Below are 16,672 nucleotides of genomic sequence, written 5' to 3'. Positions count from 1 at the left end.
TCCCGGCGGACCCGCTCCAACGGAACCTTAGACGCGCGGCTTCTCGCGCATCTCGAAGGTCTCGATGATGTCGCCTTCGGCGATGTCGTTGTACGAGCCAAGACCGATACCACACTCGAAGTCGCTGCGGACTTCGGTGGCGTCGTCCTTGAACCGCTTGAGGGTCTCAACGGTGAGGTTGTCACCGATGACCTTGCCGTCACGGCTGACGCGTGCCTTGGCGTTACGGCGGATGATGCCCGTACGGACGATCGAGCCGGCGATGTTTCCGAACTTGGAAGAACGGAAGACTTCGCGAACCTCGGCGGTACCGAGCTGGACTTCCTCGTACTCCGGCTTGAGCATGCCCTTGAGGGCCATCTCGATGTCATCGATTGCTGCGTAGATGACGGAGTAGAAGCGCATGTCCACGCCTTCGCGGTCGGCCAGTTCGGCCACACGCTCGGCAGGCTTGACGTTGAAGCCGATGATGATGGCGTTGTCCACCGTCGCCAGGTTGACGTCATTCTGCGTGATGGCACCCACACCGCGGTGGATGACGCGGAGCTGAACGTCGTCGTCGCCGACGTCGATCTTGAGCAAGGCATCTTCGAGGGCTTCCACGGCACCGGAAACGTCACCCTTGAGGATGAGGTTGAGGGTGTCGATCTTGCCTTCGGCAACAGCCTGGTCGAAGTCTTCGAGGCTGATGCGCTTGCGGCGCTTGGCCAGTGCGGCGTTGCGGTCCGCGGCTTCCCGCTTCTCGGCGATCTGGCGGGCCGTACGCTCGTCCGGCGTCACCAGGAAGGTGTCACCTGCACGCGGTACGTTGGACAAACCGAGGACCTGGACCGGACGGGACGGCAGCGCAACGTCCAGTGCCTCGCCGTTCTCGTCGAACATGGCGCGGACGCGTCCGTGCGCGGTACCGGCGACGATCGTGTCTCCGACAGCCAAGGTTCCGGACTGCACCAGGACGGTGGCAACCGCACCGCGGCCCTTGTCCAGGTTCGCTTCGATGGCAATGCCTCGAGCGTCCTTGTCCGGGTTAGCACGCAGGTCCAAGGCGGCGTCGGCCGTCAGCAGGACAGCGTCGATCAGTTCGTCGATGTTCAGGTTCTGGCGTGCAGAGACCTCAACGAACATGGTGTCGCCACCGTATTCTTCGGGAACCAGGCCGTACTCGGTGAGCTGGCCCTTGACCTTGTCCGGGTTGGCGCCTTCCTTGTCGATCTTGTTCACGGCCACAACGATCGGCACACCGGCCGCCTGGGCGTGGTTGAGCGCTTCAACCGTCTGCGGCATGACGCCGTCATCGGCTGCGACAACCAGGATCGCGATGTCAGTGACCTTGGCACCACGGGCACGCATGGCCGTGAAGGCCTCGTGACCCGGGGTGTCAATGAACGTGATGTCGCGGGCAGTGCCCTCGTGGACGTGGCTGATCTGGTAAGCACCGATGTGCTGGGTGATGCCGCCGTGTTCGCCGGCCACAACATTGGAGTTGCGGATGGCGTCCAGGAGGCGGGTCTTACCGTGATCAACGTGGCCCATGACCGTAACAACGGGTGCACGCGGCTCAAGGACGTCGTCGCCTTCGGCATCCAGTTCACCCTGGAGGTCGATGTCGAACGAGTCGAGGAGTTCGCGCTCCTCGTCTTCCGGAGAGACAACCTGCAGCTTGTAGCCGAGTTCCTCGCCGAGCAGGGCGAAGGTGTCTTCATCCAAGGACTGCGTTGCCGTAGCCATCTCGCCGAGGTGGAAAAGAACCGTCACCAGCGAGGCGGGGTTTGCATCAATCTTCTCTGCGAAGTCAGTGATGGAGGAACCACGACGCAAGCGGATGATCGTTTCGCCATCGCCGCGGGGTACGGTGACGCCGCCCAGCGACGGAGCGCTCATCTGCTCCAGTTCCTGGCGCTTTGCGCGCTTCGACTTACGCTGCTTGCCACGGCCTGCGCCGCCCTTGCCGAACGCACCCTGGGTACCACCGCGGCCGCGGCCACCCTTGCCGAAGCCACCGCCGGCGGGAGCTCCGCCACCGGTGCCGCCACCGGGTCCGCCGCCGGGACGGCCCGGACCACCCGGACGACCCGGACCACCCGGGCGACCCCCGGTAGGAGCCGGACGCTCAGTGCGGTTGGGCATCATGCCCGGAGTAGGACGGTTTCCGCCAGGGCCGCCGCCGGGGCGGGGAGCACCGGGACGGGGAGCGCCGGGGCGCGGAGCACCCGGACGCGGACCGCCTGAGCCTGCAGCGGGACGGGGACCACCGGAACCGGCTGCCGGACGGGGACCGCCGGCGCCTGCTGCGGGGCGGGGACCGCCGGAACGCTCGCCGTCAGTGCGGCCACCCGGACGGGGCATGCCCTGGGACGTTGCAAAGGGGTTGTTGCCCGGACGCGGCGGACGTTCACCGTCGCCACCACGGCCGCGGGGCATGCCCTGGGACGTAGCGAAGGGGTTGTTGCCCGGACGCGGACCGCCCGGACGTGGTGCCTGTCCACCCGGACGGGCAGAGGACGAGTCCGACTTGGGAGCAGGCCGGGCACCGGGCTTTGCCGCAGACGGAGCGGATGCAGCCGGAGTGGATGCAGCCGGAGCCGCGGGCGCCGCCGGAGCAGGCGTGGAGGCAGCCGGAGCTGCCGGAGCCGGAGCAGCCGGAGCCTTCGGTGCTGCAGGTCCCGGAGTCGGCGCAGCCGGACGGGATGCTGCCGGTGTTGAGGGACGTGCTGCAGGTGCAGCTGAGGGGGCGGCGGACTTTGCAGCGCCGGCACCCGGGAAAGCGTCGCGAAGCTTCTTCACGACGGGGGCCTCAATGGTGGAAGAGGCGGAGCGAACGAATTCGCCCAATTCCTGCAGTTTGGTTACTGCATCTTTGGAAGTAATACCGAGCTCTTTGGCGAGCTCATGTACGCGGACCTTGGCCACATTTCTCCTGTCTCGGTCCGCACCGAGCCAGGCACGAACCGTCTACTTCTTACTGCGGGCCCTTACCGCTTCCACGGCGGACAGGCCCATTGCAGAGCGCAACAAAGTTGTCATCGTTACGCACTCATCGCTGGGAACTCATCGGGTTTCCATCAGATTTCTGACCCGCTTTCAGGTTTGGACGGTTTTCCCGCGGAGGCCGGGGCCTCCGCAAGTGGCATACCCGGCATGAAATAGCGTTCGACGGCGGTCGTTTCGGCAGCGCCCGCAAGGGCCCTTCCGAAAGCGCGCCGCTTGATCGCCAATGCCAGGCACTTTTCGTCGGGGTGCAGCCACGCACCCCTGCCGGCCATCCGGCGTCGTTCATCCACTACGACAACGGACGAACCGTTGCCTTGGGCGACCAGCCGGAGGAGCTCGGACCGGGAGCCTTGCTTCCGGCATCCAATGCAGGTGCGGACAGGGCCAAGGCCATGTCCGGGCAGTTCAGCCACTATGTGTCCCAACCTGCCTTACGCACCTCCACGAACGGATACCGGACGTAAGCCCGGTTCCATCTATTCTAGCCCCCTGCTCCTGACAGCCGAAACCGGAGCCCCCGCCGGGAATGGCGGGGGCTCACGGCACAGGCCTTATTCAGTCAGTTTTAGTGCCGGCGGCGTCGGACACGATGTCGATCCGCCAGCCGGTCAGCTTGGCGGCGAGCCGCGCATTCTGGCCCTCCTTGCCGATGGCCAGTGACAGCTGGTAGTCCGGCACAACCACACGTGCCGAACGCGTGGCCTCATCAGTGATGGTGACCGAACTCACCCTCGACGGCGACAACGAGTTCGCAATGAACGTTGCGGGATCCTCGCTGTAGTCGACGATGTCGATTTTTTCGTCGTTCAGCTCGGTCATGACCGCGCGGACACGGGAGCCCATCTCGCCGATGCACGCACCCTTGGCGTTGACGCCGGGGGCGTTGGCCTTGACTGCAATCTTGGTCCGGTGCCCGGCTTCGCGGGCGAGTGCCACGATCTCCACGGAACGGTCAGCGATCTCCGGAACTTCCATTTCGAAGAGCTTGCGGACCAATCCGGGGTGCGAACGGGACAGGGTGATGGACGGACCCTTGGCGCCACGGTGCACATCGACGACGAAGGCACGCAAGCGGCTTCCGTGCAGGTACTTCTCCCCCGGAACCTGTTCGGGCGGCGGCAGCAAAGCCTCCACCGTGCCCAGGTTGACCTGGATCATGTGCGGGTTGTTGCCCTGCTGGATCATGCCGGCCACGAGTTCGCCCTCACGGCCCTTGAACTCACCAAGAACGTTGTCGTCCTCGACGTCGCGAAGGCGCTGGAGGATGATCTGGCGTGCGGTGCTGGCCGCAATACGGCCGAACCCGGCAGGGGTGTCCTCGAACTCGCCAACGGCCTCGCCGTCGTCGTCGATTTCGGTTGCCCAGATGGTCACGTGCCCGCTCTTGCGGTCAAGCTCTGCGCGGGCCCGTTCGAAGGCGCCGGGCGTCTTGTGGTAGGCCACCAGGAGCGCCTGCTCGATGGTGGGGATCAGGAGGTCCAGCGGGATTTCACGCTCACGCTCCAGAAGTCTCAGTGCGCTCATGTCAATATCCATTAGGCCTCCTCGGAAGGTCCATTGTGTTCGTCTGCCAGCCCGGCCTCCTGGAGGTGGCTGAATTCAATCTCGACTTTTCCTTGGCGGATCCTGTCGAAAGGAATAGTGATGGGGTTACCCTGCTTGGGCTTCATGCCCTTCTTGACCTCGTGCTCGGGGATAAGGGTCACACCCGAATCATCCACGGAAGCGATGCGCCCGAGGATGTTTTCTCCCTGGATGACGTTGACCTTGACCATGCGGCCACGTGCGCGGTGCCAATGCCGCGGTTCGGTCAACGGGCGTCCGACGCCGGGCGAGGACACTTCGAGGTCATAGGGACGGCCGTCGTCGTGGGGATCGTTGTCAAGGATATCGGACAGCCCACGGGACACATCGGCGATCGCGTCAAGGCTGACGCCGCCGGTCTCCTCCTGGGGCAGGTCCACCACCACATGAACGGTCCGGTGCGAACCGGCGACATGGATGGAGACGTCCTCAAGGTAGAGCCTGTTGGCCAGGACAGCCGGCTCCAGCAGGGCCTTGAGCCTGCTTTCTTCCGGGTTGTGGACGGTGGCCGATGAGTCCGTGCCAGCACGGTCTGTTGAAGTAGTGGCTTCCGAGTCACTCACGCTGCCCGCCGCCTCCCGATAGATGTTGTTGTGACTACTAGCCTAACGATTTTCGCGGCAACATGGTGCACCGGCTTCACCCGCCGCATGACACCATGGTGATTTGTGAACAAGCTGATGAGCCCAAAAAAGACGCCGCGTCATTGGCCGCGCATCGTGCTCGTTGGCTTGGTTGCGCTGCTGGTGGCCGCTACCGGAATGGTCATCCTTCCGCGGGATTCCGGGGATCCTGAGCCGGTTCCGTTTTCTGAAAGTGCACGCGCGGCCGCCTACGAAGACGCGGTAGCCCTGCGGGAATCCGCCGGCCGGCTGGTGGACGCGCAAGGAAGCAACGCTGCGGATACCGCGCTGGCCGACGCTGTGACATTGCTGACAACCCATGCGCGGGCTCTGCTGAAGGCCGGGGACCGTCCACCCGTGGAATCCCCGACACGGGCCGGCGTTACGGACCCGGACACCCCGGCTGACGTGGTTACCCGCCTTTCCGCCAGCGGAGGACAGCGCCTCCGCGATGCAGAGAAGGCCGACGGCGGGACGTCCCGGCTGCTGGCCGCCGTCGGAACCGCCCAGGTCCTGGAAGCCGAAAGAATCGCAGCCCGGCTCAAGCTGCCCGCCCCCGCTCCTGCAGGACCCGCTGCTTCTCCAGTTCCCCCTGGTTCTCCAGTGCCCGCTGCTTCGGACTCCGGCGGACAGGACGCGGCCTGCGCATCGGCCGGCCCTGCGACGGATCCGGCCGCCGCGACCACGGCGTCGGCCTTGGCTGCTGCCGTGCGGTTGGAACACGAATCGGTCTACGTCTATCAGGTAGCACTGAAGCGGCTCCCGGAGGCGGAGGCAAGCGAAGCCGCGAAGTCCTTGGAGGCACATCAGCAACTGCTCAAGGAAGCCGAGCTGCTGACGCGTGCCAACTGCGCGGATGTTCCCCGGCGCGAGGCAGGCTACCGCCTCGGCGAGCACTTCACGGAGGACCCTGCCGCCGCCCTGGGCACGATGGAAATCGGCTCCCTGCCCGCGTTTGGTGACCTGATCGCCCTCTCCGACGGACGGACCCGGGCGTGGGCCGCCGAAGCCCTGATGGCAACCACACGGCGCGCCCTGGCCTGGGGTGCTGCGGGGCCCGCGCTGCCGGGCCTGGCGGTGGACGTTGAGGACCTGCCTGCACTGCCGACGCCTGCTCCCACCGCGGCGGGCAATTAGCGGGGCGTGTCCCGGCCAGGAACGGCAACAACCCGGGTGCGGGAGCTAGGCTGAGGACGTGGGACCACACGCTGCGATTCCGATCCCGGGCGAGCTGCACGCCCGGTACAACCGCGACTCCGCCGGGCGGGATTGGCTGGCAAGCCTCCCCGGGCTCATCCGGGGCGCAGTGGACCGCTGGGACCTCCAAGTGGACCTAGGACCAGGGAACCAACCATGGAACGGCCACGGGGCAGTGGTGATCCCCGTTCTCCGCAACAGCAAGCCGGCAGCCCTGAAGATCGCCTACCCACACGACGAAGCCCTTGCCGAGCCCCTCGCCCTGGCACTCTGGAACGGAAACGGCGCGGTGCGGCTCCTCGAGGTGGACAGCCGGAACTGTGCAATGCTGCTGGACCGCTTGGACGCATCGGCGTCGCTGCAGGATGTACCGGTGGACCAGGCGCGCGAGGTCTGGGCCGACGTCGTCCGTCGATTGTCGATCACCCCGGACGACAGGCCGGAATGGCTGGCCATGGATCACATTGCAGCGACTGCCGAGCGATGGAGTGATGAGCTCCCGCAGGACTGGGCACTCCTGGGCATGCCCTTCCCCCGCTGGCTGCTGGAAGCGGCACTGGAGGTCTGCCAGACCCGCGGCGCAGTGGGCCGCCGCTCAGGCAAGGACGTCCTGGTCCACACTGACCTTCATTTCATGAACATTCTGGCCACAGAGGACGGAAAGGGCTACCTGACCATCGATCCCCAACCGCAGATCGGCGAGGCCGAGTTTGCCGTGGCACCTGTTCTGTGGAACCGGCTCCCGGACCTGCCGCCCGCAGACCCGGAGACGGGATTACGTGAGCGGTGCCTGGAGTTCAGCATCGCAGCCGGACTCGATCCCGAGGCCGCCCGGCAGTGGAGCATCGCCCGCGAGGTCCAAAACGCCCTGTGGTATGCCCAAAAACACGGCCACAGCGGCGACGTGGCGCGTTCCCTGTGGGTGGCCAGCACGCTGGCAGGCAAGACCCTGGACGGTCTCCCCCGCGCCCACGAGCTTCCGGTTCCAGGAGCGGCCCGGAGCTAGGCGAAGTTCTCGTTCCACACGTCAATGCCAAGCTTGATGACCAGCGCGGCGACGACCACAAGGAAGACCAGCCGAACAAAACGGCTCCCCCTGGCTACGGCCGTGCGGGCTCCGAGGTAGCCGCCGGCCATGTTGGAGAACCCCAGGACGAGGCCCACGCCCCACATCAAGGAGCCGTGCGGGAGGAAGAAGAGCAGAGCACCGGCGTTGGTGGCCATGTTGACGATCTTCGACTTGGCGCTGGCTTCCAGGAACGCATAACCGAGCGCGGACACCAAGGCGATGACCAGGAACGATCCCGTCCCGGGTCCGATCAGGCCGTCATAGAAACCGATGACGCCGCCAATCAGGCAGGCAATGACGTAATGCCTGTGTCCGTCGTGGCGTAACGCCGTCAACTCACCTGCGTTCGGGCGCACGGCAGTAAAAACGGCGACGGCGATGAGCGCCAGCACAATGATGGGCTTGAACACGCTGGCCGGCAGCGACGAAGCAAGGACCGCCCCGCCGAAACTGCCTGCGAGGGCGATGACTGCCATGGGAACGGCCGTCCTGAGGTCAGGACCCACCCGTCGGTAATACGTGGCCGCGCTGGTGGCAGTACCAAAGATGGATCCCATCTTGTTGGTGGCCAGCGCCTGGACAGGGGTGATCCCCGGTACCAGGAGCAATGCGGGCAACTGGATCAGTCCGCCGCCGCCCACCACTGCGTCAACCCAGCCGGCTGCGAATCCAGCCACCACAATCAAGATGAGCGTGGTGAGCTGGATTCCTTCGAAGCCGGAGATCAACGGCTGCGGACAGCGTTGACCACGTAATCGACGGCCTTGTCCACCGGGACATTTTCAGCCTCGCCGCTGCGGCGGTCCTTGACCTCAACGACGCCGTCAACCAGGCCGCGGCCGACAGCGAGGATGGTGGGAACGCCCAGGAGCTCCGCGTCCCCGAACTTCACACCCGGAGAGACCTTGGGACGGTCGTCGAAGATGACGTCCAGCCCGGCGTCCTGCAGCTCGGCGGACAGCTTTCCGGCAGCCTCGAAGATCTCGTCACCGCGGCCTACAGCCACAACGTGGACGTCAGCCGGAGCAACCGAGCGCGGCCACACCAGGCCACGGTCGTCATGGTTGGCCTCGGCGAGGGCAGCCACGGCACGCGTGACGCCTACACCGTAGGAGCCCATGGTGACCACCACCTGCTTGCCGTTCTGGTCCAGTACCTTCAGGTCCAGGGCTTCGGCGTACTTGCGGCCGAGCTGGAAGATGTGGCCCATCTCGATGCCGCGGGCAGTTTCCAAGGGACCGGAGCCGTCCGGAGCGGGATCTCCCGCGCGGACCTCCGTGCTTTCGATGACGCCGTCCCACGTGAAGTCGCGGCCGGCAACGAGTCCAAAGACGTGCTTGCCGTCCAGGTTGGCGCCGGTGATCCAGGTGGTACCGGAGACGACGCGCGGGTCCACCAGGTAGAGGAGCTTGGAGGAACCCTCGAGCCCCAGGACAGCTTCATCAAGGGAAAGGCCCGGACCAATGTAGCCCTTGACCAGCCACGGCAGCTTCTTGAGGTCTTCCTCGTTGGCAGCTTCGAGTCCCACCTCTCCGCCGATGGGCAGGAAGGCGCCGATATTGGCTTCAACGCGCTTGAGGTCAACCGCGCGGTCGCCGGGGACGCCGATGACTACGATCTGGCGCTCACCCGTGGGCAGGGTGACGGCAAGGACGACGTTCTTGAGCGTGTCGGCGGCAGTCCAGGCGCCGCCGTCGGACCCGCTCCGGGGAGCGAGCTGGTTGGCAGCGTCCACCAGGGTTTCGATGGTGGGCGTATTCGGGGTGTCCAGCACCTCGGCAGCCGGGGCGTTGGTGAAGTCGATCTCCGCCGGGACCACGGTGGTGACTGCTTCGACGTTGGCAGCATAACCGCCGGCCGACCGGACGAAGGTGTCCTCGCCGATCTCCGTGGGGAAGAGGAATTCTTCGCTCTTGGAGCCGCCCATGGCGCCGGCGGTGGCCGCTACCGGAACAACTTCCAGGCCCAGGCGCTCGAAGATCTTGAGGTAGGCGGCACGGTGGGCGGCGTAGCTGGCGTCCAGGCCGGCGTCGTCAACGTCGAAGGAGTAGGAGTCCTTCATGATGAACTCGCGCCCGCGCAGCAGGCCGGCCCGCGGACGTGCCTCGTCCCGGTACTTGTTCTGGATCTGGTAGAGGCTCAGCGGCAGGTCCTTGTAGGACGAGTACAGGTCCTTGACCAGCAACGTGAACATCTCTTCGTGCGTCGGCGCAAGCAGGTAGTCCGCGCCCTTGCGGTCCTGGAGGCGGAAGAGGCCTTCGCCGTACTCGGTCCAGCGGTTGGTGGCCTCATAGGGTTCCCGGGGCAGCAGGGCAGGGAAATGCACTTCCTGGGCGCCGATGGCGGCCATTTCCTGGCGGATGATCTCTTCCACCTTGCGCAGCACGCTCAACCCCAGCGGCAGCCAGGTGTAGATGCCGGGAGCAGCCCGTCGAATGTAGCCGGCGCGGACCAAAAGCTTGTGGCTGGCCACCTCGGCGTCGACGGGATCTTCGCGCAAAGTGCGCAGGAACAACTGGGAGAGGCGAAGGACCACGGGTACTTATCCGTTTCTATGGCAGCAGGGCAAAAAGAACTCCTACTAATCTACCGGCTGGCGGGAGCGCCTTTGGAACGTGGAAACAGATGAGCCACGCCTTCGCGTTTGGAAGCCCCTGGCCGAACCGGCTGGTCATCCTGCAATGGCGTGGCTCAACGGCCGGCCGGCCGCAGACTCCGTATGGAAACTAGACTCCTGTTCCCTCCAGCGGAAAAGGACCTCCTGCGACTGGGAAGCATTGGTCACTGCCGAGCTTACGGATGGACGGAGGGCACCACACACCCTGTGAGGTAAGTTCCATGGTTTCCCCCTTTGCCACCCTTGCCCCCAACGACACGGCTAGGGACGAATGTATGTGATTGGAGACACCTTTTCAAGGAACCAGCCGCCCCGGGGCATTGACGGGTGGCCTGTCCCGGCCTAGCTTCAATTCACCGGTTGGTGAATCAGCTATGCGTCGGGAGGCACGCAATGCCGCGCGGAACAGCCCCTTCCCAAGACCCGGACACTGCCGCAATCGCGGCCTCAGGGTTGCACGTCTCCAGGGGGCGGACCACAATCCTGCGCGGGTTGGAGTTCAGCATCATGCCGGGGCGGATTACGGGCTTGATTGGCCCCTCCGGCAGTGGCAAGACCACTCTCATGCGGGCGATCGTCGGCGTGCAGAAGATCAGCAGGGGAACCTTGAGCGTCCTTGGCCGCCCGGCGGGCAGCGCAGCGTTGAGGCACGACGTCGGATATGTCACCCAGGGTGCCAGCGTGTACGGAGACCTGAGCGTGGCAGCGAACGTCAAGTACTTCGGCGCCATGCACGGCGCGACGGCGGCGGACGTCGCCCAGGCGATTGCCGCCGTCGGGCTTGAATCCCACATGCGCCGGAAGGCCGCGGACCTCTCGGGCGGGCAGTTCAGCCGCGTGTCGCTGGCCTGTGCCTTGGTGTCGCATCCCGCGCTGTTGGTGCTCGATGAACCGACAGTGGGCCTGGACCCGGTGCTGCGGGCCGAGCTGTGGGGACGGTTCGCGGCAATGGCTGCTGCAGGAACCACGTTGCTGATCTCCTCCCACGTCATGGAGGAGGCGTCCCATTGTTCGTCGTTGCTGCTGCTGCGCGAGGGACAGTTGCTGGCACAGCTAACGCCGGAGGAACTGGCCCAACGCGGCCGGAACAAGGACCTGGAACGGGCGTTCCTGGCCATAATCACCGATACCCAACAGACTGGTGCCGCATCATGAACCCGCGCATGACCTTGGCCACCGCCGCACGCGTCCTGGGCCAGCTGCGGCACGATCACCGCAGTATTGCCCTCATCCTGGTGGTTCCGGCACTGCTGCTGGCAGCCGTCTATTTCCTGTTCGAAAACGAGACGTTGCCGCCAGGGATTCCAAGGACCTTCGACCGTGTGGGCCTGATGATGCTCGCCATCTTCCCGTTTGTAGTGATGTTCCTCGTCACGTCAATCACCATGCTCCGCGAACGGACCTCGGGAACGCTTGAGCGGCTGCTGACCACCCCCATCCACAAAGCGGACCTGCTGTTCGGCTACGCTCTGGCCTTCTCCCTCATGGCTGCCTTGCAATCCCTGGTGGCTACAGCCGTTGCCTACTGGATTTTCGACTTGGACATCAAAGGAAGCCCCGGCCTGGTGGTGATGATCGCCGTCATCAATGCCGTCCTCGGCGTGGCACTGGGGCTGCTGTGTTCGGCGTTTGCCCGGACCGAGTTCCAGGCCGTCCAGTTCATGCCGGTGGTCGTAGTGCCGCAGATCCTGCTGTGCGGACTCTTTGTGGCCCGGGAGAACATGAACGATGTCCTCGACGGCATCTCAGGCGCGCTCCCGTTGACTTTCTCGGTCGATGCCCTGCAGGAAATCGCAGCCCACACCGACGCCACGGAAGCCCTGTGGCAGGATACGGCCGTGATGGGTGGAATCGTGGTGGGAGTCCTGGTGCTCGCTTCCCTGACGCTGCGGAGGCAGACCACCTAAGCCAGGGGCGGAAGGTGCTTGCCGCAGCAGACACGCAGCGGGCAGTTGTGGCTGTTCCCGGCTTGGGAGCGACCACAACTGCCCGGTGGCTGCGTGCTACTTGATGAGTGCCGCGGCCTGGTCCATCAGGGCGCCTGCTGCGGCAACCCCTTCGCTCTCAGCGTTGGCACCGGAGGCGGTTGCCGAAATCAGCACGCCGTCCTTGATGGCAAAGCCCATGTACGTGGACTGGCTCCGGCCGTCGGGCAGGACCATTGCGGTCTTGAAACCCTTGGCCCCGGGCACGGAGCTGATGCCGTCGAACTTCTCGGTGCTGACCTTCAGGGTGGAACCGCCCATGGTCATGGTCATGTTCGCGCACTTGGCAGCCTGGTCCTCGTTGTCTTCCAGGCTCTTCGTCAGAACTTCCTTGTCAACGCCGGAAATGAGCGAGATGCCGGTGACCACCTGGGCATCCGTGTCAATCTTGGCTCCTGCTGCGGCCGTGGAGCCCTCGATCGACTGGGACGCACCCAGGGTGCTGAGCTCTTTGCACTCTGCCGGTTCGATGGTCATCTGGCCGATGAGTTCCTTGAGCGGGTTCTGCTGGCTGGCGAGATCGTCAATGGCAGAGACCGTAAGTTCGGACCCGTCGTCGGCCTTGATCTGCTTCACGAGGTCTACGAGCTCCTGCGTGGTGTACTGCTTTGCCTCGGTGGGAGTGGGTGTGGCGGACGGGGTTTCGCCGGCCGGAGCCGAGGACGCAGCGTCCGTCGATGCGCCGCCGCCGCCACATGCAGTAAGTCCCATGACCAAAAGTCCTGCTGCGGCAAATCCGCGCAGAGCGTTCCTCTTCATTTTTTCCCCAATGAGTTCGAGCGATGAGCCGACAGTTGTTGGCCGGGACAAGCCTACAAGCCCGAACAGGGGTTCTCCGGCACCCCGCGCTAGAAGAGCACCGTGGCAAACGTGCCCGCCTGCGTGAAGCCCACCCGCTCATAGGTTGCCCGGGCCTTGGCATTGAAGTCGTTGACGTAGAGGCTTGTGACGGGGGCGAAGGTCTTGGCGAGATTGACGACGGCGGCCATGTAGCCGGCGCTCTCACCCCTGCCGCGGAGACCGGGGTTCATCCATACGCCCTGCACCTGGGTGACGTCCCGGGTGACCGCGCCGAGTTCGGCTTTGAACACCACGGTGCCGTCCGCATCGATGTGGACCAGGGAGTGGCCTTGCCGGATCAGGCCGGCAACGCGCCGGCTGTAGAAGTCCTGGCCGCCAAGGAACGGCGAATACCCTACTTCCTCTTCGAACATGGCAGCACACGCGGGAAGTATCCGATCGAAGTCCGCCATGGTGCCGAAGGTCAATGAAGGGTTGGCTGGAATGGCCGGTGCGCCCGAGATGGTGAGGAGGGGCTGCCGCTCACGGACTTCATGGGCAAAGTGCCCGAGTTGCTCAAACTTCGAGTAGAGGGCCAGGACGCTTTCGGCCGGGCCGAAGATGGAGGCGTAGCGACGGCCCGCTTGGTGTGCCGCTGCGGCTATGTGCTCCACCAGTGCGGGGTCCAGCTGAACAGGGACCATGTTGGCTCCTGCCCAGCAAGCCCCGATGAGCCGGTCGTCGTCGAAGACGCCGTAGACCTTCGCGCCGCCGCTGGTGGGCGCCGCTGTTCCCACGCTGTCCAAGTGCGCGAGGATGAAGACGTTCGCAACAGGATCTTCATTCGCAAGCGCGCGAAGGGCCAGGGTGTCGGCAGCGCCGAGCACCCTGACTCCCAGGCCGGCCTCGTTACGAGACGCTAACCACGGGGCTACCTTTGACAGCATCTTCGCCATCGGCCTCCCCCATCTCTTCGGCGATGCGCATCGCCTCTTCGATCAGTGTCTCAACAATTTGGCTTTCGGGCACGGTCTTGATGACTTCGCCCTTCACGAAGATCTGCCCCTTGCCGTTGCCGGAAGCGACGCCGAGGTCCGCTTCACGGGCCTCACCGGGTCCATTCACTACGCAACCCATCACCGCTACGCGAAGGGGAATCTCCATGCCTTCCAGCCCAGCCGTCACTTCCTCGGCGAGGGTGTAAACGTCCACCTGGGCACGGCCGCAGGACGGGCAGGACACGATTTCCAGCTTGCGCGGGCGAAGGTTGAGCGACTGCAGGATCTGGTTGCCCACCTTGATCTCCTCGACGGGAGGAGCGGACAGGGACACACGGATGGTGTCACCGATGCCGCGGGACAGGAGCGCGCCGAAAGCCGTGGCCGACTTGATGGTTCCCTGGAAGGCAGGGCCGGCTTCTGTGACGCCCAGGTGCAGGGGCCAGTCACCTTTTTCTGCGAGCATCTCGTAGGCGGCAACCATGACCACGGGGTCGTTGTGCTTCACGGAGATCTTGAAGTCATGGAAGCCGTGTTCCTCAAAGAGCGAAGCTTCCCATACGGCTGATTCCACCAGGGCTTCTGGAGTGGCCTTGCCGTACTTCTTGAGGATGCCGGGCTCCAGCGAACCGGCGTTGACGCCGATGCGGATGGAAGTGCCGTGGTCCCTGGCAGCAGCGGCGATTTCCTTGACCTGGTCATCGAACTTCCGGATGTTGCCCGGGTTCACACGGACAGCGGCGCACCCTGCCTCAATGGCGGCGAAGACGTACTTGGGCTGGAAGTGGATGTCCGCGATCACCGGGATCTGCGACTTGCGGGCAATGATCGGCAAGGCCTCGGCGTCATCGGCAGAAGGGCACGCAACACGGACGATGTCGCAACCGGACGCGGTCAGCTCGGCGATCTGCTGGAGCGTGGCATTGATGTCCGTGGTGGGAGTGGTGGTCATTGACTGCACGCTGATGGGGTAATCAGAGCCAACACCTACCGAGCCGACCTTGATTTGCCGCGTTTTGCGGCGCGGAGCGAGGACGGGTGGAGGGGCGGCTGGCATTCCCAGGCTGACCGAGGTCACGTGGACTCCTTGGGTTGGGTGTATCTGGTGGTGGGTACCTGAATCAGGAGGCGTGCTCCGAAAGAAGCCCAATAATGGGCGACCATTCGGTAGTGCGGATTCCGGCGATGGCGCCGGCGTCAGCGAACGGATCCTGCTTCAGGAGGTCAGTGAGTTCAGCTTCGTCGCGGGACTTGAAGATCAGCAGCGCGCCTGCGCCGTCACCGTACGGACCGCTGGCAAGCAGCGCACCTTCGTCAGCGAGGTCGCTAAGCCAAGCGCGGTGTGCGGGACGGGTCTCGTCGCGGATGGCCCCGGAGTCGGCCGCGTAAACATACTCAACAGCGAAAACAGTCATGGTGTTAGCCTATCCCGCCGGGTGCGGATGCTCTGCCACCGGGAGGCCGCCGGAGACGCTCCTAGCCAAAGATGTTCACCGGCTTCACGATGTCCGCGTAGATCAGCAAAGCGCCCATGGCCATCAAGAGCGCAGCCACCACATACGTTGCGGGGAGGAGCTTGGCAATGTCGAAAGCGCCGGGGTCCGGCTTGCCGAGCAGCTTGGCCACCCGACGCCGGATTCCCTCGTACAGGGCACCGGCCACATGCCCGCCGTCAAGCGGGAGCAAGGGGATGAGGTTGAAAATCGCCAAGGCAAAGTTCAGGCCTGCCAGCAAGCCCACCAGCGTGCCGATTCTGGCCTCCAAGGGCACCTGCTCCATAGCGGCTACTTCACCGGCCACCCGGCCGACGCCCACCACGCTGATGGGGCCGTTGGGGTCGCGGGGCTCTTCGCTGAAGGCTGCCTTGGCCACGCCAACCACCCTGGCGGGCAGGTTGAAGATCACACCGGAGATCTGCTTGATGTTCTCCCCCGCCATGGGCAAAACGCTCGACGCCGGCTGCGGCACCAGGACGCTTTGGGCACCTATGCCCAGGAACCCGACTTCCTGGTACTTGAGGACGCCGTCGGCATCCTGTTCCTGCCGGCCATCGGAACCGATGACGGGCCGCGCAGAAAGTACAGGCGTGACGGTGGTGGACACGAGGGCCCCGTTGCGCTCCACCGTAATAGGGACCTCACGCCCTGCGGATGCACGGATCCAACTGGTCAACTCGTCCCACTCCGTGACCTGTTTTCCATCGAAGGACTTGATGGTGTCATTGGGCTGCAGGCCGGCAGCCGCGGCTGGGGTGGGCTTGCACTCCGCGGAATCGGGATCGACGGTCTGGCCGGCTGCCACTTGGCATTTGGAAACATCGGCGATCGTGGTGGTGGCCTGGGCCGTACCGAAGCCCATCAGCAGCACGGCCGTCAGCACGAGTCCGATGAGCATGTTCATGGCCGGACCACCCAGCATGACGATGATCTTCTTCCAGACCGGCAGCTTGTAGAACACCCGGTTTGCGTCGTCCGGGCCCACTTCCTCGTGGGCTGCCGAGCGGGCCTCCGAGGCAAGCGTCTGGAACATACCCGTGCTGGAGGGGCGGACGCCGCCGTCCTCCTTGTTCGGCGGGTACATGCCGATCATGGCGACGTAGCCGCCCAGCGGCAGGGCCTTGAAACCGTACTCGGTCTCACCCTTCTTGCGCGACCACAGCGTGGGACCAAAACCGATCATGTACTTGGTCACCCGCACCTTGAACAGCTTGGCAGGAACCAGGTGCCCCACCTCGTGAAGCGCGATGGAGACCGCGACGCCGATGGCGACGAAGATGACTCCGAGGATGAAGAGAAGGACGGGGCTCATTCGGGCGGTACTGCTTCCAT

General features: G+C 64.8%; 16 protein-coding genes. 5 read left to right on the top strand and 11 right to left on the bottom strand.

Annotated elements, in window-relative coordinates:
• Positions 1–27: 27 nt before the first annotated feature.
• Entirely contained in the window at positions 28–2,910 is a 2,883-nt protein-coding gene (gene infB, locus RI444_RS07045) for a translation initiation factor IF-2 (protein WP_021472626.1), read from the bottom strand.
• 152 nt (positions 2,911–3,062) lie between these two features.
• Complete coding sequence (locus RI444_RS07040; protein ID WP_370583585.1) at positions 3,063–3,317, bottom strand: YlxR family protein; 255 nt, start codon at positions 3,315–3,317, stop codon at positions 3,063–3,065.
• Between RI444_RS07040 and RI444_RS23065 the strand changes: the two genes are divergently transcribed.
• Positions 3,237–3,455 (top strand): hypothetical protein, encoded by a 219-nt coding sequence (locus tag RI444_RS23065; protein WP_372512792.1) that lies wholly within the window; start codon positions 3,237–3,239, stop codon positions 3,453–3,455. The genes RI444_RS07040 and RI444_RS23065 overlap by 81 nt on opposite strands.
• Before the next feature lie 91 nt (positions 3,456–3,546).
• Here RI444_RS23065 and nusA read toward each other — a convergent pair whose 3' ends face one another.
• Both nusA and rimP read right to left on the bottom strand, forming a co-directional pair.
• On the bottom strand, positions 3,547–4,527 hold the full coding sequence (gene nusA, locus RI444_RS07035) for a transcription termination factor NusA (protein WP_062095972.1): 981 nt from the start codon (positions 4,525–4,527) through the stop codon (positions 3,547–3,549).
• A complete protein-coding gene (gene rimP, locus RI444_RS07030) occupies positions 4,527–5,138 on the bottom strand; it encodes a ribosome maturation factor RimP (protein ID WP_179015368.1) in 612 nt (203 codons plus the stop codon). Before rimP ends, nusA begins: the two co-directional genes overlap by 1 nt.
• Positions 5,139–5,255: 117 nt before the next feature.
• Between rimP and RI444_RS07025 the strand changes: the two genes are divergently transcribed.
• Together RI444_RS07025 and RI444_RS07020 are read left to right on the top strand one after the other, a co-directional pair.
• Positions 5,256–6,335, top strand: a complete 1,080-nt coding sequence (locus RI444_RS07025; protein WP_242703109.1) for a DUF4439 domain-containing protein — start codon at positions 5,256–5,258, stop codon at positions 6,333–6,335.
• A 58-nt stretch (positions 6,336–6,393) separates the two neighbouring features.
• Complete coding sequence (locus tag RI444_RS07020) at positions 6,394–7,401, top strand: aminoglycoside phosphotransferase family protein (RefSeq protein ID WP_207604922.1); 1,008 nt, start codon at positions 6,394–6,396, stop codon at positions 7,399–7,401.
• Here RI444_RS07020 and RI444_RS07015 read toward each other — a convergent pair.
• Both RI444_RS07015 and RI444_RS07010 read right to left on the bottom strand, forming a co-directional pair.
• Positions 7,398–8,192, bottom strand: a complete 795-nt coding sequence (locus tag RI444_RS07015) for a sulfite exporter TauE/SafE family protein (protein ID WP_062095962.1) — start codon at positions 8,190–8,192, stop codon at positions 7,398–7,400. The genes RI444_RS07020 and RI444_RS07015 overlap by 4 nt on opposite strands.
• On the bottom strand, positions 8,189–10,000 hold the full coding sequence (locus tag RI444_RS07010; RefSeq protein WP_062095960.1) for a proline--tRNA ligase: 1,812 nt from the start codon (positions 9,998–10,000) through the stop codon (positions 8,189–8,191). Before RI444_RS07010 ends, RI444_RS07015 begins: the two co-directional genes overlap by 4 nt.
• A gap of 474 nt (positions 10,001–10,474) precedes the next feature.
• On the opposite strand from RI444_RS07010, the gene RI444_RS07005 reads away from it, so the two are divergent.
• The gene (locus RI444_RS07005) at positions 10,475–11,236 is read left to right on the top strand and encodes an ABC transporter ATP-binding protein (protein WP_021472618.1); all 762 of its coding nucleotides are present in this window, start codon (positions 10,475–10,477) and stop codon (positions 11,234–11,236) included.
• Positions 11,237–11,244: 8 nt separating this feature from the next.
• Positions 11,245–11,988 carry an ABC transporter permease gene (locus RI444_RS07000; protein ID WP_021472617.1) on the top strand — a complete coding sequence of 248 codons (744 nt, stop codon included), beginning with the start codon at positions 11,245–11,247 and terminating at the stop codon, positions 11,986–11,988.
• 96 nt (positions 11,989–12,084) lie between these two features.
• Here the strand turns inward: RI444_RS07000 and RI444_RS06995 are convergent, their stop codons facing one another.
• The 5 genes from RI444_RS06995 to RI444_RS06975 form a co-directional block, all read right to left on the bottom strand.
• Complete coding sequence (locus tag RI444_RS06995) at positions 12,085–12,825, bottom strand: hypothetical protein (protein WP_069694502.1); 741 nt, start codon at positions 12,823–12,825, stop codon at positions 12,085–12,087.
• Between the two features lie 89 nt (positions 12,826–12,914).
• Positions 12,915–13,793 (bottom strand): GNAT family N-acetyltransferase, encoded by an 879-nt coding sequence (locus RI444_RS06990; protein WP_069694533.1) that lies wholly within the window; start codon positions 13,791–13,793, stop codon positions 12,915–12,917.
• Positions 13,756–14,922, bottom strand: coding sequence for a flavodoxin-dependent (E)-4-hydroxy-3-methylbut-2-enyl-diphosphate synthase (gene ispG, locus RI444_RS06985; RefSeq protein ID WP_021472614.1), 1,167 nt, complete (start codon positions 14,920–14,922; stop codon positions 13,756–13,758). Before ispG ends, RI444_RS06990 begins: the two co-directional genes overlap by 38 nt.
• A 43-nt stretch (positions 14,923–14,965) precedes the next feature.
• Entirely contained in the window at positions 14,966–15,259 is a 294-nt protein-coding gene (locus RI444_RS06980) for a YciI family protein (protein ID WP_021472613.1), read from the bottom strand.
• Between the two features lie 61 nt (positions 15,260–15,320).
• Positions 15,321–16,652: a M50 family metallopeptidase gene (locus tag RI444_RS06975; protein WP_069694500.1), complete on the bottom strand. Its 1,332-nt coding sequence runs from the start codon at positions 16,650–16,652 to the stop codon at positions 15,321–15,323.
• Positions 16,653–16,672: the final 20 nt, after the last annotated feature.

It is taken from the genome of Paenarthrobacter sp. AT5, from assembly GCF_032764245.1.
GTDB lineage: Bacteria > Actinomycetota > Actinomycetes > Actinomycetales > Micrococcaceae > Arthrobacter > Arthrobacter ureafaciens.
The sequence above is the reverse complement of the archived record's forward strand: the minus strand, read 5'-3'. Positions and strand labels throughout refer to the sequence as shown.

Coding starts and splice junctions, on each gene's coding strand:
- nusA (WP_062095972.1), bottom strand. CDS start 4,527: ATGGATATTGACATGAGCGCACTGAGACTTCTGGAGCGTGAGCGTGAA.
- RI444_RS07025 (WP_242703109.1), top strand. CDS start 5,256: ATGAGCCCAAAAAAGACGCCGCGTCATTGGCCGCGCATCGTGCTCGTT.
- RI444_RS07005 (WP_021472618.1), top strand. CDS start 10,475: ATGCCGCGCGGAACAGCCCCTTCCCAAGACCCGGACACTGCCGCAATC.
- RI444_RS07000 (WP_021472617.1), top strand. CDS start 11,245: ATGACCTTGGCCACCGCCGCACGCGTCCTGGGCCAGCTGCGGCACGAT.
- RI444_RS06995 (WP_069694502.1), bottom strand. CDS start 12,825: ATGAAGAGGAACGCTCTGCGCGGATTTGCCGCAGCAGGACTTTTGGTC.
- RI444_RS06990 (WP_069694533.1), bottom strand. CDS start 13,793: ATGCTGTCAAAGGTAGCCCCGTGGTTAGCGTCTCGTAACGAGGCCGGC.
- RI444_RS06980 (WP_021472613.1), bottom strand. CDS start 15,259: ATGACTGTTTTCGCTGTTGAGTATGTTTACGCGGCCGACTCCGGGGCC.
- RI444_RS06975 (WP_069694500.1), bottom strand. CDS start 16,652: ATGAGCCCCGTCCTTCTCTTCATCCTCGGAGTCATCTTCGTCGCCATC.